Below are 14,194 nucleotides of genomic sequence, written 5' to 3' on the forward strand. Positions count from 1 at the left end.
ACCCAAGTCCATCGACGCTTCAGACAATTTGAATTATTCTCGGACCAAGACCTCCAAGGCGACCGGAAGATTTCGCTAGGGATTTGCCTGTATCGTACGGGGTCGGTGTAGGATTTCCTCGGCGCCAATCGTCCTTCGGACGAAAAGCGCTGCAGTTGTTGTCAGTGCATGGCCGCGTAGGAGTAGATCATGGCGCCCAGGGCAAGTTGGAAAGGTTACCTCAAGCTCAGCCTCGTCAGCTGTCCGGTCCGGCTCTATCCGGCAACGACGACAAGCGAGCGCATCTCGTTCAATCAGCTGCACAAGAAGACCCACAACCGCATCAATATGAAACCGGTCGATCCGGAACTGGGACTGGTCGAGCGCTCGGATCTGGTCAAGGGCTACGAGTACGAGGACAAGCAGTACATCATCATCGATGATTCCGACCTCGACGCGGTGCGCATCGAATCCAACCACACGATGAACATCGAGGCCTTTGTCGATGAAGACGAGGTCGACGTCATCTACCAGGATGCGCCGTACTACATGGCTCCGGATGGTGCCATGGCGGAGGAAACCTTCGCCGTGCTGCGCGAAGCCATGCGCAAATCCGGCAAGCTGGCGATCGCCCGCCTCGTCCTGTCCAGCCGAGAACGCGTGGTGACGATCGGTTCGCGCGAAAACGGCATGTTCGTCTGCACCTTGAGAAATCCGAACGAAGTGCGTGGCACGGCTGAATATTTCGGCAACATCCCGGCCGGAAAGCCTGACGCCGAAATGCTGCAATTGGCCGAAGCGCTGATCAAGCAGAAGGAAACCACTTTCGATCCGAAGAACTACGAGGATCGCTACGAGATCGCGCTGATGACGATGATCCGCGAGAAGCTCAAAGGCCACAAGCCGATCATTGCGGCAGCCCCCGAACGCGGCAATGTCATCAACCTGATGGATGCGCTGAAGGCGAGCCTGTCGCAATCGGCCAAGCCGCCGGCCAAGTCGAAGAGCAAGGCCGACGAGGCGGAGAAGCCCGCCGCCAAAGCCAAGGCAGGTGCGGCCAAGGAAAACCCGTTGAAGGCCAACCTGCTCAAGGCCGTCGGCAAGAGCAAGGGGTGACGGCGCCGACCGGTATAATCCCGGGCGCCGTCTTCGGCACCATCGGTGCGTTGGCGGCGTTCCCGCTGCGGCTCGCCGCGCGCGAGGTCGAGCGCCGGCATGGCCAGTTGCGACGCGGCGTCACCCGGCGCAGCAGCCATGTCGTGTTCGGGCGCACGCTGCTCGCCAAGGCCGGTATGGCGAAGGCCGGCGATGCCGAGATCGAGCGCCGCATCTCAGCCGAGCGCGCCGCCGGCCGCGTGCTAATCAGCGAAAACGGCTTTCTGCGCCTGCTCGGCTTGATGAAGGCGCCGGAGGCGTCGTCGCTGTCCAGGCAGTCGCTGATCGACCAGTCGAAACTGTCGGGCACCGATCTCGACCTGCTCAGCCTGTTCGACGCGTTCGAGCATGATTCAGAACCCTACTCCTTCCGCGACCTCATCCTGGCCCGCAAATATGCCGGGCTGGTCGCCGGCGGCGCTTCATGGGGCGCGATTGCGCGCTCCGTGCACCGCTCCGGTCCGGTCGCCTCGCTCACCGCCAAGTCGCTCAATGTCGGCTCGCAGCATGGCCGGCCTGATGCGATCTACCTTGAAGGCGGCCAGAGCGAGCTTGACGGCCAGCTGCTGTTCGATCTCGGCAGCGCGAGTGCAGCCGGCGACGACACGCTGGAGGACTTGTTCACCGAGGCTGAAAGCGCGGAAGAGGAGGGCCGACACGACGATGCGGCAGCCCTCTATCAGCGCTGCATGGCCATCGATCCGAGCGACTCCATTGCCGCCTTCAACCGCGCCAACTGCCTGCGCGGCGCGGGCCGGGTGGCCGACGCGGCGCATGACTATGCCCGCGCCATCAAACTCGATCCAGCCTTCGTCGAAGCGTGGTTCAATCTCGCCGGGCTGATGAGCGACGAAGGCAAGATCGCCTCCGCACGCAGGCACCTGCAAAAGGCGATTACGCTCGACAAGAGCTATGCCGATCCGGTGTTCAACCTCGCCCGGCTGGAGTTCGACGCCGGCAATCTGGCCGAGGCACGGCGGAACTGGGTGCGCTACCTCGAACTCGATGCCGACTCCGAATGGGCGCGCACGGCGCAAAAGGGCATACAGTTCGTGGATCTGCAGATGGCGCGGACGGCGGGGTGATGTTAGCGCGTGAACACCCCCCTCTGTCCTGCCGGACATCTCCCCCGCAAGGGGGGAGATTAAGCGCTCACCCGCTTTCGCCAATCTTCAACGATGCAAGGAAAGGCTGGGCGCATGAGCTGCTGATCTCCCCCCTTGAGGGGGAGATGGCCGGCAGGCCAGAGGGGGGTGGGCGGGAACTCGACCTCTCCAACGAGGCCGCCTCATGACCACCTTCCTCTTCGACGGCTACGACACCGCCCCCGTCACCATTCTGCTAGCCCATGGCGCCGGCGCATCGATGGACTCGCCTTCGATGACCGCCACCGCCAAGGCGCTGGCCGCGGCTGGCTTCCAGGTCGCGCGCTTCGAATTCCACTATATGGCGGCCCGCCGCTATGGCCATCGCAAGCCGCCGCCGCGCGCCGAGACGGTCAACCCGGAATACATCAAGGCAATCGCCGATCTGAGAGCCAGGGGCGTCACCGGGAAGCTGATCATCGGCGGCAAGTCGATGGGCGGCCGCGTCGCCTCGATGGTCGCCGACCAAATGTTTTCCAAGGGCGAGATTTCGGGCCTCGTCTGTCTCGGCTATCCCTTCCATCCGCCGGCCAAGCCCGAGCAGCTGAGGACCAAACACCTCGCCGATCTCAAGACGCCGACGCTGATCTTCCAGGGCACGCGCGATGAATTCGGCACCAGGGACGAGGTCGCGACCTACGGCCTTTCCGGCGCCATCGAGGTGATCTGGCTGGAGGATGGCGACCACGACCTGAAGCCGCGCAAGAGCGTATCGGGGTTTTCGACTGCCGATCATCTGAAGACGCTGGCGGAGACCGTGAAGGTTTGGGCGGGGCGGATCGTTTCCTGATCGCCAAATGAAACTCGCCTCCTTCAACATCAACAACATCAACAGCCGGCTGCAGAACCTCTTGGCATGGCTGGCCGCAGCCAAGCCCGATGTTGTCTGCCTGCAGGAGTTGAAGGCGCGCGACATGCAGTTTCCGCGCACGGCACTTGCCGACGCCGGCTATGGTGCGGTGTGGAAGGGCGAGCCGACCTGGAACGGCGTTGCTATCCTGGCGCGAGGATCCGAGCCAGTGCTGACCGCGGACACGCTGCCGGGCGACGGGGCCGACAGGCAGAGCCGCTACATCGAGGCGGCCGTCAATGGTGTCGTCATCGCTTGCCTCTATGCGCCCAACGGCAACCCGCAGCCGGGGCCGAAATTCCAGTACAAGCTGGCGTGGCATGAAAGGCTGGAGGCGCATGCCGAACAGCTGTTCGACACCGGCCTGCCGGTGGCGCTGGTCGGCGACTACAACATCGTGCCCGAGCCGCGCGACATCTACGCCACCCGCTCCTATGACGACAACGCGCTGGTGCAGCCCGAAAGCCGCGCATCCTTCCAGCGCCTGCTCGAGCAGGGCTGGACGGATGCGTTGCGCAAAAAGCATCCGAAAGAAACGCTCTACACATTCTGGGATTATCGCCGCAACCGCTGGCCGCGCGACGCCGGCTTGAGGCTCGACCACATCCTGCTGTCGAAGAAACTGGCGCGCCGCCTCACTGCTGCCGGCATCGATCGTGATGTTCGCGGGCAGGACGGCGCCAGCGACCACGCGCCGGTGTGGGTGGAATTGAAGTAGAAGCGTGATGTCAGCCACTTTCATACTTGGCATTTTGCGCTACGCGTTTCGTTGCTAGTTTCGTGACAGGCGGCCGCAGAGCACGCGGCCTGGGGAAGAGAGCCAATGAACAGGGGTGCCGACAGGCTGCTCGCGCTGGTCTTGCTGGTCATCGGCGTGGTCTGTTTCGCCATGCAGCGTCTGGCGCAGGCCGATGCGAGCATCGCAGCATCCTTTGCCTCCGTGCCCCTGGTTGCCTTGTTTACGGCCGGCGCGGTCTGTGTGATCGGCGCGCTGTTGTTCTTTGCCGGCCTGTTGCCGCGCGGCCCGAACCACCTCTCCGGAGCCCCATTGTTCGGTCGGGCAGCGGAGGTGCAAAACCCGGGCAGGCCGCGGATGCGGCAAGCCTTCCTGGTTCTGCCGGCGATTGTCGTTCTGGCGCTGCTGGCCGACCAGTTCGGCCCGTGGCGCGCAGCTGGCCCCGGCGCTGAGGTAGCCGCCCCGAACGAGCCCAAAGCCGAGCCGAAGGGCCAGGATGTCGCCGGCGTCCCGCCGGATCTGGTGACGCCGCCAGCGCCGCCGAGTTCGCCGCCTGTCGCCCCGCCGCCCGCGCCGCCTGAGCAGGCAGCCAAACCTCCGGCAGCGCCGGCGCCGGCGCCGCCGCCTGCGCCGGTGCAGCCACCCGAAGTCGCTCTTGCCCCGGCGGCCCCGCCACCCGAAGCAGCTCCGCCGGCGGCTCCGGCCTCGCCGCCACAAGCCACACTTCCTTCGCCCCCGGAAACCGTGGCGCCCTTGCCGCCGGCCGAACCGCCGCTGCCGACCGAGCCCGACGGTCACCGCGACGCCGTCGTCTGGCTCGCCGTGTCAGCCGATGGCCGCGACATCATGAGCGCCAGCACCGACCACATGATCAAGCTCTGGGATATCGCCGGCAAGCGGCTTATCCGCAATCTCGGTGAGCACAAGGACATGGCGCGAACGGCCCTGTTCATGCCCGACGGCGCCACCGCGCTGACCGCCGGCGACGACGGCGAAATCGTGCTGCGAAAACTCGCCGACGGCACGGTGCTGCATGTCTTCTCATCGGGCGAGAATGGTGGCGTGCGCAAGCTGGCCATCAGCCAGGACGGCAAGCGTGCCGTCAGTGGCCACGACACCGGCAATGTGATCGTCTGGGACCTCGTCAACAAATCCGCGCTGCATGTGATGACCGGGCACGACTGGCCGATCAGCACGGTCACCATCTCGCCCGACGGCACGCGCGCGCTGAGCGGCTCCATCGATGGCACGCTGAAATTCTGGGACGTCGAGACCGGCAAGCAACTGCGCAGCTGGCACGGCCATGAGCAGGGCACCTACGGCGCCGTCTTCACCGCCGACGGCCATCACGTCATCACCGGCAGCGGCGACTATACGATCAAGCTCTGGGATCTCGACACGTTCAAGGAGGTGCGGCGCTTCGAAGGCCACGAAGGCACCGTCTACACGCTGGCGCTGTCGGCCGACGGCAAGCGCCTGGCCTCCGGCTCGCTCGACGGCACGGCGCGGCTGTGGGACGTCGACAGCGGCAACCAGATCGCCATGTTCGACAGCCGCACCGGTCCGATCTACGCCGTCGCCTTCGCCCCCGACGGCACGCTGCTGACCGGCGGCGACGACCGCACCATCAGGGACTGGCCGGCGACAGGCGACGACGAAATCCTGTTTGCCGGCGCGCCGCAGTGAATGGTTTGCAAAGCAGCTGATCTTCCACGCGAAGGAGATGGCCAATAGACCAGCCGAACGCCGTGTCGGCAGCTTCGTTCAATCCCGATTCCCAACCGGCTCAGGACTACGCAGAAATGTGTTCGCTCCGGGCAAGGTCGTGTCATATAACGGACATCGGCACCGACTACCAAAACCTGTCTTTTATCTGTCAATTTTGGAGGTCACTTATGCTTCGCCCCCTCATCGCGCTTGCCGTTACGACAAGTCTTGCCAGCGCTGCAGGTGCAGCCACGATCTATCCTCTCGACCGCGCCACGATCCTCGCCCAGTCTCCCTTCGACCTGAAGGTCGAATTCGACAAGGTCGTCGCCCCCGACCAGGTCACGGTGACGATCAACGGCAAGCCTGCCGAAGAGGTTCTTGGCAAGAAGGTCGAGTTCGTAGAGAAGGAAGAGGGGGTCGATGCCTCCGCCATCCTGATCCGGGTCGCCAGCATCGACCAGCCCGGCACCTATGAGATCGAAGCCAAGGCTGGCGACGAGACCAAGTCCGTCAAATGGGAGGTGTTCGGAACCTCGGCGACCCCGCGCGCCAAGAACGTCATCTTCCTGCTTGGCGACGGCCTCTCCGTTGCGCATCGCACCGGCGCGCGGATCATGTCCAAGGGCATGACCGAAGGCAAGGCGAACGGCCGGCTCAACATGGACGATCTCGACCATATGGCCTTTATCGGCACGTCGTCGACCAATGCGATTGCCACCGACAGCGCCAACACCATGTCGGCCTACATGACCGGCCACAAGACGGCGGTGAACGCGCTCGGCGTCTATGCCGACCGCACCAAGCCGAGCCAGGATGACCCGAAGGTCGAGACCATCGCCGAGGCCCTGCGGCGCACCGGCAAGAAGTCGATCGGCGTCGTCTCGACGGCCGAGGTCGAGGACGCCACCCCGGCAGCCGTCGTCTCCCATACCCGCAGCCGCGGCGACAAGGCCGACATCGTGGGCATGTTCTACCAGACCCAGCCCGACGTCATCCTCGGCGGCGGCTCCGCCTATTTCCTGCCGCAGAGCACGGCCGGCTCCAAGCGCAAGGACGACACTGACTACATCGCGAAATTCCGCGATGCCGGATACGCCCTTGCCACCGACAAGAGCGAACTCGAGGCTGCCGCCAAGACCAACACCGGCAAGATCCTCGGCCTGTTCCACACCGGCAATATGGATGTCACGCTGGACCGCGATTTCCTCAAGAAGGGCACCGTGGAAACCTTCCCCAATCAGCCGGGCCTGGTCGAAATGACCAATGTGGCGCTGGGTGAGCTGTCGAAGAACCCGGAAGGCTTCTTCCTGATGGTCGAAGGCGCCTCGGTCGACAAGATGTCGCATCCGATGGATTGGGAGCGCTCCATGGTCGAGGTCATCGAGTTCGACAAGGCCGTCGGCGTGGCCATGGAATTCGCCAAAACCCATCCCGACACGATGATCGTCGTCACCGGCGACCACACCCACAGCGTTTCCATCGTCGGCACCATCGACGACAGCAAGCCAGGCCCGGACATGCGCGACAAGGTCGGTGTCTATGCCGACGCCGGCTTCCCGAACTACGAGGACAAGAACAACGACGGTTATCCCGACAGCGTCGATGTCTCGCGCCGTCTGGCAATCTTCGGCGCCAACTTCCCCGACTATTACGAGACGTTCCGTCCGAAGCTCGACGGCCCGTTCGTGCCGGCGGTGCAGAACGAGAGCAAGCAGTATGTCGCCAACGAGAAGTACAAGGACGTGCCCGGCGCCGTGCTGCGCATCGGCAACCTGCCGAAATCGGCCGAAAGCGCGGTCCACGCTGTCGATGACGTCGTGCTGCAGGCCACCGGTCCGGGTGCCGAAGGCTTCAAGGGCTACATGGAGGAGAGCGACGTCTATAAGGTCCTCGCCGATGCGCTCGGACTGGCGCCGGCGACGAACTGAGCCGCGCAGTCTATGATGATCCCGGCCGCTCCATACGGCGCTTGCCGATGGAGCGGGCAGGGACGATGGTTCGGGCGCTGACGGCGCCCGCGCCAATCGACAAGGGAATAGCAATCATGGAATGCAGACCGATCACCCGTCGCGGCATGCTGCTCGGTTCGGCCACGGTCTGTCTTTCCCAGGCTGTGCGCAGCGCGTCGGCCGCGCCAGCGCCGCTCACCTTCGACGACCTCTACGCCAAGATCGGTGTGCTCGGCATGAGCTTCTCCGATAAGGTCAAGACACTTGCCGGCCAGGACGTCACCATGCAGGGTTTCATGGCGCCGCCGCTCAAGGCCGAGGCGAAATTCTTCGTCCTGACCGAGATTCCGATGGCGCTGTGTCCGTTCTGCTCGTCCGACGCCGACTGGCCCGACAACATCGTTGTCATCTATCTCGACCAGGCGCAAACCTTCGAACAGGCAAACGCCCTCATTGAAGTGGCCGGCCGGCTGGAAACCGGCTCCTGGACCGACCCGGAAACCGGCTTCGTCAGCCTTTTGCGCATCGTCGACGCGCATTTCTACCGGGCGTAGCCATCATGCTTGGCCTTTCCGTCAGGGATTTGCGGGTTTCCTTCCGTGACCTCGACAAGCCCGCGCTCGCCGTGCCCACGCTTGAGATCGCGGCCGGCGAAAAAGTCGCGGTGACCGGCCCTTCGGGCTCTGGCAAGACGACGTTCATCAACATCGTGACCGGGCTGGAAAGGACAAAGCATGGTTCGGTGCGCTGGGGCGGTGCCGATCTTGCGAGCCTCTCCGAAGCCAGGCGTGACCGCTGGCGTTCCGCCCATGTCGGCCTGGTCATGCAGGAGTTTTATCTCTGCCCCGGCCTGTCGGCGCTGGAAAACGTGCTGCTGCCCGGCAGGCTGTCGAGAGTCCGTCCGGTGGCTGAGCTGAAGGCGGAAGCCTTGCGGCTGCTCGAACGGGTCGAAATTGAGCGTCCGGGGCAGTCGGTGGAAACCATGTCGCGCGGACAAATGCAGCGGGTCGCCGTTGCCAGGGCGCTGGTGACAAGACCGGCCATTGTCGTCGCCGACGAGCCGACCGCGAGCCTCGATGCCGATGCCGGAATTGCGGTGGCGAACCTGCTCTTACAATTGGCCGGCGAGGCGGGAACGACGCTCATCGTCGCCAGCCACGAGAAACGGCTGATCGAAAGGCTGGACCGGATCATCCGCCTGGAAGCCGGTCAGGTGACGCGCGATACCAGCGCCTTGCAGGAGATGGCCGCGCGCGATGAAGCTTTTTGAGCTGGAAAAGGAATAGCCAATGCTCCGCTTCATCGCCGCGGATCTGAGGCGACACTGGATCGGCGTGGCTGCCGTGGCGCTGCTGATCGCGCTTGCCACCGCGCTCGGCGTTGCGGTGACGCTCAGCGAGCGGGCGCTGCGGCTGGGCAGCGCGCAGGCCGCCGACGCCTTCGACCTCGTCATCGGCGCGCCGGGAAGCGAAACCCAGCTGGTGCTGTCCTCGGTATTTCTCCAGGCGGCACCCCTGTCGCTGATGCCGGGCGACGTGCTCGCCGGGCTCATCAGGGATAAGCGGGTGGCCTGGGCAGCACCCGTCGGGTTCGGCGATTTTGTCGAAAACTTTCCGATCGTCGGCACCACGCAAGCGCTGGTCGACGGGCTGGGCGGTGTCTCCGAGGGCCGCACATTCGCAGTGCTTGGCGACGCTCTGGTCGGCGCCGCCGTGCCCAAAAGCGTCGGCGCCCGCTTTCATCCCGCGCACGGACAGCTGCATGCGGCGACCGAAATCCACAATGATTTCACCTATACGATTGTCGGGCGCCTCAGCCCGACCGGCACGGCCTGGGACCGGGCGATCATCGTGCCGATCGAGGCGGTCTGGCATGTCCATAAACACGAGAACGGACGCGCCGGAATAGCAGCATTGGTCGAGCAGGTTGACGCAAAAGACGGTGCCGAGCCGCACGGTTTCGAGGCGCCGATCAATCCCGATGCCGTTCTCGATCCCGCAGCGCCCGGCCTGCCGGCCATCCTTGTAAAACCGCACACCATCGCCGACGCCTACAAGCTGCGCCAGCAATACCGCAACGACCGCACGCTGGCGGTCTTTCCCGGCGAAGTGCTGACCCGGCTCTACGGAACCCTTGGTGATGCAAGGCGCATCCTGTCCGTGGTGGCGGCCGGGGCGCAATTCCTCGTAGCGGCGGCCATTCTTCTGGTCGTCATCGTTCATGTTTTGCAGAGGCGGCACCAGATCGGCGCCCTGCGCGCCTTCGGAGCGCCGCGCCAGGTGGTGTTCGGGATCGTCTGGGTGGAAACCTTCGTCATCGTCGGCGCCGGCGTCCTGCTCGGCTTCCTCTTCGGCTATCTCGCCGCCCGAACGATCGCCCATGCGGTGGGCGAGGTGAGCGGTTTTTCCATGCCGGTGACGTTCCGCATCGAGGACATGCGCTCGGTGGTGATCCTGCTTGGCGTGGCGGGCGTCGCCGCAGTGGTGCCGTCGATCCTCGCCTATCGGCAGTCGCCGGCGCAGGCGCTGAGGAACTGAGGCGAGGTTTGGCGCTTGAACACCCCCCTCTGGCCTGCCGGCCATCTCCCCCGCAAGGGGGGAGATCAGCAGTTTCGGCCTCAACGCCATTCTCTTGAACGACGGTGGATTGGCGAAAGCTTGCGTGACATCCGATCTCCCCCCTTGCGGGGGAGATGCCCGGCAGGGCAGAGGGGGGTGTGACGGAACGCTAACCGAGTTTCCCATGCCCGACCTCCACCTCGTCGAAGCCTCGATCGCCGACCTGCGCCGCGCCTTGGAAGTCGGTACCGTCACCTGCGTCGAGCTGGTTGGCGCCTATCTCCGGCGCATCGCGCATTACGACCGCCATGGCATTGCGCTGAATGCGGTACCGGTGCTCAACCCCAAAATGTTCGAGGAAGCTGCCGCATCCGATCTGCGGCGCTGCCATGGCGCCACCCTCGGGCCGCTCGACGGCATCCCTTACACCGCCAAGGACAGCTACAAGGTCAAGGGCCTGACGGTGGCGGCCGGATCGCCTGCCTTCGAGCATCTCGTCGCCAATGAGGACGCCTTCACCATCGCACGGCTGCGAGCCGGCGGCGCGGTGCTGATCGGGCTGACCAACATGCCGCCAATGGCCAATGGCGGCATGCAGCGCGGCGTCTATGGCCGCGCCGAAAGCCCATACAACGTCGATTACCTGACCGCCGCCTTCGCCTCCGGTTCGTCCAACGGTTCGGGCACGGCGACGGCTGCGAGCTTCGCCGCCTTCGGGCTGGGCGAAGAGACGTGGTCGTCGGGCCGCGCGCCGGCCTCCAACAATGCGCTGGTCGCCTACACGCCGTCGCGCGGCGTCATTTCGGTCAGGGGCAACTGGCCGCTGGTGCCGACCATGGATGTGGTGGTGCCGCACACGCGCGGCATCACCGACATGCTGGAACTGCTCGACGTGATCGTTGCGGACGATCAGGAGACGCGCGGCGATTTCTGGCGCGTGCAGCCCTGGGTGGCAATCCCCAACAGCGCCGATCTCCGGCCGCCAAGCTACACGGCGCTTCCGCTGGAAGGCTCATTGAAAGGCAAGCGCCTCGGCGTGCCGAAAATGTATATCGGCCGCGACGGCGAAGCGACAAAGCCCATCGAGGTCAGAGCCTCGGTGCTCGATCTCTGGCGGCAAGCGGCGCGCGATCTGGAAAAGCTCGGCGCCGAAGTGGTCGAGGTCGATTTCCCCGTCGTCTCCAACTATGAGAGCGACCGTCTGGGCGCTCAAACCATGGTCGAGCGCGGGCTGGTGCCGGAAGCTTTTGCCGAGCGCGAAATCTGGGACCTCTGCATCTGGGGCTGGGACGATTTTCTGCGCGCCAACGCCGATCCGGCGATCCCCGATCTGGCTTCGGTCGACGGCCCCAAAATCTTCCCGCAACCGCCGGGCGCGCTGCCCGATCGCTATGGCGATGACGGGTTCGATCTCGCCGACTATGTCACCCGCGCCAGGCAGGGTGTGACGCCTGTCCGCGACATTCCTACGCTGGCGGAAGGGCTCAAGGGACTGGAGGCGACGCGGCGTCTCGACTTCGAGGACTGGCTGGATGAGCACAAGCTCGACGCCGTGGTGCTGCCGGCGGTCGCCGATGTCGGGCCGGCCGATGCTGACGTCAATGAGGCCTCCGCAAACCTTGCCTGGCGCAACGGCACCTGGGTCGCCAACGGCAATCTGGTCTGGCGCCATCTTGGCATCCCGACCGTCACCGTGCCGATGGGCACCATGGCCGACATCGGCATGCCGGTCGGGCTGACATTTGCCGGCAAGGCCTATGACGATGTCAGGCTGCTGCAGTTCGCCGGCGACTACGAGCGCGCCACCCAACGCCGCACCACTCCGCCGCGCACTCCGGCACTGGCGGATGACGTGTTTGCCGGGCGCGGTGGATTGTGGGCTAGCGAGGCGCGGCCGCTGGCGCTCACACTCGCCGCCGAAACGATACGGCAAGGAGACCAGGCCGAGATCGCTGTAGCGGTCGAGCTCGATGCCGCCATCGGCACGCAAACCGCTTGCATCAAAGTCCACGTCAATGGCGAGCCTGTTGCCATGCGGAGAAGCGGCACAAGCTTTCACGGCCTCATCCTGGTGCCGATCGGGGAGCATGGGAGAACCCACAGCGTCTGGCGCGGCGCTTACGGCTCGATCGTAACGGCGGTCGTAAGACTGGAGGACGGACGCACCGCCGGCGCTTATACGGTGACGGGCGGGATCGGGTGAGAAGGGCGAAACAACCTATCCGGTGACTTGTCGCGGTAGGTCCGCCCGACCGCTATGACGGGAGCGAGGCCAGCCATGCATCCCAAAATTGCTTTTGCATGTGAACGAACGTAGGTATCACATCGTAGCCGTCATCAAATATGTTGACCAGGTCATTCTCTTGGGGAAGCTGCCCCGTTTTCACCTTACAGACAATCAATCCACGGCTCATCCCGATCACCGTGCCCTCGGGATAGATGTTCCCGCTCGCGCCGTAACAAAACGGTAGCAGGCCATCGACTTCGAGTTGCTGGCGAATCAGGAACAAAGCTTCGAAATAGTCCTCTTCCTCAGCCTCGATCGTCTTGTCTCGATAACTGCAGGTGAGCCGGCATCTTGTCCCTGTATCGTGCAGCGTAAATGTCGCCTGCTCGTTGTCGCTGACTGTGCCTGCGCCGATCAGGAAAACGGTATACTGCTCACTCATAACCACCCTCGCCACTGCTGAGTGATGCTAGTGCTGCTGCGGACTGATTTCCATCCGTTCCGAACCATTTCTGGCGATGCGGCGCAGCCTCTCCTTGACCCACCCACCTCCCGCGCTATCTTCGCGCCATGTCAAAAGCTCCCGCTCCCCTCATCGTCATCGATCTCCAGACCAACATGTTCGACGGGCGCGTCGAGCCGCCGATCCACGATGCGCCGGGCATCGCCAAGCGGACTCGCTCGCTGATCGACTGGGCAAGGCGCAGCGGCAGAAAGATCGCTTTCGTCAGGCATGACGGGCCGGCCGGCGATCCGCTGGCGCCGGGCGAGCCGGGTTGGCCGATATGGCCGGAGCTCGGCCAGGCCAAGGACGAGCCGACCTTCTCCAAGACCGTGCGCAACGCCTTTTCCAATCCCGAGCTTGGCGCATGGGTGGCCGGGCAGGGTGCTGATGAAGTCGTGCTCGCCGGCGCGCAGACCGATTTCTGCATCGCCGGCACCGTCAAGGGCGCTTTGGCCGAAGGCCTTGCCGTCACCGTCGTGTCCGATGCCCATTCCACGCTGGACACGCCCGACGCAACCGCTGCCGAGATTATCGCCCGGTACAATGCCGACTTCACCGATGCCGGCGCCACGCTGGTGACGACCAAGGCGCTGACCGGCAGCTGAAGCGCACGAATCTCGACGAAGACAGGAGGCTGCCTTGCCAACCCTGACCTTGCCGGCCGAAGGCGGCTGCCGCTGCGGACGTGTGCGGCTTAAGATTTCCGCAAAGCCGCTTTTAACGATGGCCTGCCATTGCACCGGCTGCCAGACCATGTCGGCCAGCGCCTATTCGCTGAGCGCCGCCATTCCCTCGGACGGCTTCGAGATCACCCAAGGCGAGCCGGTGATTGGCGGCCTGCACGGCGCGTCAAAACACTATTTCTGCGGCCACTGCATGACATGGATGTTCACCCGCCCCGAGGGCCTCGATTGGTTCGTCAATTTGCGCCCGACCATGCTCGACGAACCCGGCTGGTTCACGCCGTTCATCGAGACATGGACCCGCGAGAAGCTGCCCTGGGCGGAGACACCGGCGGTGCACAGCTACGAGGCGTTGCCGGCCTTCGAGGCGTATGAGGGGCTGGTGGCGGAGTTTGCAGGGCGCTGAACGCTGAGCGCTTTACCTTCTCCCCTTGTGGGAGAAGGTGGCCTCGCGAAGCGAGGTCGGATGAGGGGTGTTCCAGCTTGGCGCACACGTTCATTCCGTCGTTTGGCAACAGGATTGCCAGCGTCTAACTCCGCTGGAACACCCCTCAACCGTCTCGGCGCTGTTGCGCCGATCCACCTTCTCCCACAAGGGGAGAAGGAAGAACAAAAAAATCCATCGAATCGATTGCGCAAACGTTTCGATCACCTTAAGCTTTCCCGAAATCCGCCATCAGAGCGGACAGGGAAACGC

13 protein-coding genes are annotated in these 14,194 nt (G+C 64.4%); 12 read left to right on the forward strand and 1 reads right to left on the reverse strand.

Annotated elements, in window-relative coordinates:
- The first annotated feature begins 189 nt into the window (after positions 1–189).
- The 10 genes from ku (at position 190) to AC1DYC_RS01815 (ending at position 12,285) form a co-directional block, all read left to right on the forward strand.
- Entirely contained in the window at positions 190–1,095 is a 906-nt protein-coding gene (gene ku / locus AC1DYC_RS01770) for a non-homologous end joining protein Ku (RefSeq protein ID WP_477403446.1), read from the forward strand.
- A complete protein-coding gene (locus AC1DYC_RS01775; protein ID WP_477403448.1) occupies positions 1,092–2,219 on the forward strand; it encodes a tetratricopeptide repeat protein in 1,128 nt (375 codons plus the stop codon). Before ku ends, AC1DYC_RS01775 begins: the two co-directional genes overlap by 4 nt.
- 205 nt (positions 2,220–2,424) lie before the next feature.
- Complete coding sequence (locus tag AC1DYC_RS01780; protein WP_477403450.1) at positions 2,425–3,069, forward strand: alpha/beta hydrolase family protein; 645 nt, start codon at positions 2,425–2,427, stop codon at positions 3,067–3,069.
- 7 nt (positions 3,070–3,076) lie between these two features.
- Positions 3,077–3,847: an exodeoxyribonuclease III gene (locus tag AC1DYC_RS01785; protein ID WP_477403452.1), complete on the forward strand. Its 771-nt coding sequence runs from the start codon at positions 3,077–3,079 to the stop codon at positions 3,845–3,847.
- A 105-nt stretch (positions 3,848–3,952) separates the two neighbouring features.
- On the forward strand, positions 3,953–5,551 hold the full coding sequence (locus AC1DYC_RS01790) for a WD40 repeat domain-containing protein (RefSeq protein ID WP_477403454.1): 1,599 nt from the start codon (positions 3,953–3,955) through the stop codon (positions 5,549–5,551).
- A gap of 209 nt (positions 5,552–5,760) precedes the next feature.
- Entirely contained in the window at positions 5,761–7,503 is a 1,743-nt protein-coding gene (locus AC1DYC_RS01795) for an alkaline phosphatase (protein ID WP_477403456.1), read from the forward strand.
- A 116-nt stretch (positions 7,504–7,619) separates the two neighbouring features.
- Positions 7,620–8,078 (forward strand): hypothetical protein, encoded by a 459-nt coding sequence (locus AC1DYC_RS01800; RefSeq protein WP_477403458.1) that lies wholly within the window; start codon positions 7,620–7,622, stop codon positions 8,076–8,078.
- A 5-nt stretch (positions 8,079–8,083) separates the two neighbouring features.
- The gene (locus AC1DYC_RS01805) at positions 8,084–8,794 is read left to right on the forward strand and encodes an ABC transporter ATP-binding protein (protein ID WP_477403460.1); all 711 of its coding nucleotides are present in this window, start codon (positions 8,084–8,086) and stop codon (positions 8,792–8,794) included.
- Positions 8,795–8,813: 19 nt separating this feature from the next.
- Positions 8,814–10,061, forward strand: coding sequence for an ABC transporter permease (locus tag AC1DYC_RS01810; protein WP_477403461.1), 1,248 nt, complete (start codon positions 8,814–8,816; stop codon positions 10,059–10,061).
- A gap of 205 nt (positions 10,062–10,266) precedes the next feature.
- On the forward strand, positions 10,267–12,285 hold the full coding sequence (locus AC1DYC_RS01815) for an amidase (RefSeq protein ID WP_477403463.1): 2,019 nt from the start codon (positions 10,267–10,269) through the stop codon (positions 12,283–12,285).
- 52 nt (positions 12,286–12,337) lie between these two features.
- Here AC1DYC_RS01815 and AC1DYC_RS01820 read toward each other — a convergent pair whose 3' ends face one another.
- Positions 12,338–12,751, reverse strand: coding sequence for a hypothetical protein (locus tag AC1DYC_RS01820; protein ID WP_477403465.1), 414 nt, complete (start codon positions 12,749–12,751; stop codon positions 12,338–12,340).
- 128 nt (positions 12,752–12,879) lie between these two features.
- Between AC1DYC_RS01820 and AC1DYC_RS01825 the strand changes: the two genes are divergently transcribed.
- The gene (locus tag AC1DYC_RS01825) at positions 12,880–13,419 is read left to right on the forward strand and encodes a cysteine hydrolase family protein (RefSeq protein WP_477403467.1); all 540 of its coding nucleotides are present in this window, start codon (positions 12,880–12,882) and stop codon (positions 13,417–13,419) included.
- Positions 13,420–13,453: 34 nt separating this feature from the next.
- Positions 13,454–13,903, forward strand: coding sequence for a GFA family protein (locus AC1DYC_RS01830; protein ID WP_477403469.1), 450 nt, complete (start codon positions 13,454–13,456; stop codon positions 13,901–13,903).
- Positions 13,904–14,194: the final 291 nt, after the last annotated feature.

The organism is Mesorhizobium sp. P2_E7 (assembly GCF_056403855.1).

Bases quoted from the DNA above. Each gene is read 5' to 3' on its own strand.
- ku (WP_477403446.1), top strand. From the start codon at position 190: ATGGCGCCCAGGGCAAGTTGGAAAGGTTACCTCAAGCTCAGCCTCGTC.
- AC1DYC_RS01780 (WP_477403450.1), top strand. From the start codon at position 2,425: ATGACCACCTTCCTCTTCGACGGCTACGACACCGCCCCCGTCACCATT.
- AC1DYC_RS01785 (WP_477403452.1), top strand. From the start codon at position 3,077: ATGAAACTCGCCTCCTTCAACATCAACAACATCAACAGCCGGCTGCAG.
- AC1DYC_RS01790 (WP_477403454.1), top strand. From the start codon at position 3,953: ATGAACAGGGGTGCCGACAGGCTGCTCGCGCTGGTCTTGCTGGTCATC.
- AC1DYC_RS01795 (WP_477403456.1), top strand. From the start codon at position 5,761: ATGCTTCGCCCCCTCATCGCGCTTGCCGTTACGACAAGTCTTGCCAGC.
- AC1DYC_RS01800 (WP_477403458.1), top strand. From the start codon at position 7,620: ATGGAATGCAGACCGATCACCCGTCGCGGCATGCTGCTCGGTTCGGCC.
- AC1DYC_RS01805 (WP_477403460.1), top strand. From the start codon at position 8,084: ATGCTTGGCCTTTCCGTCAGGGATTTGCGGGTTTCCTTCCGTGACCTC.
- AC1DYC_RS01810 (WP_477403461.1), top strand. From the start codon at position 8,814: ATGCTCCGCTTCATCGCCGCGGATCTGAGGCGACACTGGATCGGCGTG.
- AC1DYC_RS01815 (WP_477403463.1), top strand. From the start codon at position 10,267: ATGCCCGACCTCCACCTCGTCGAAGCCTCGATCGCCGACCTGCGCCGC.
- AC1DYC_RS01820 (WP_477403465.1), bottom strand. From the start codon at position 12,751: ATGAGTGAGCAGTATACCGTTTTCCTGATCGGCGCAGGCACAGTCAGC.
- AC1DYC_RS01825 (WP_477403467.1), top strand. From the start codon at position 12,880: ATGTCAAAAGCTCCCGCTCCCCTCATCGTCATCGATCTCCAGACCAAC.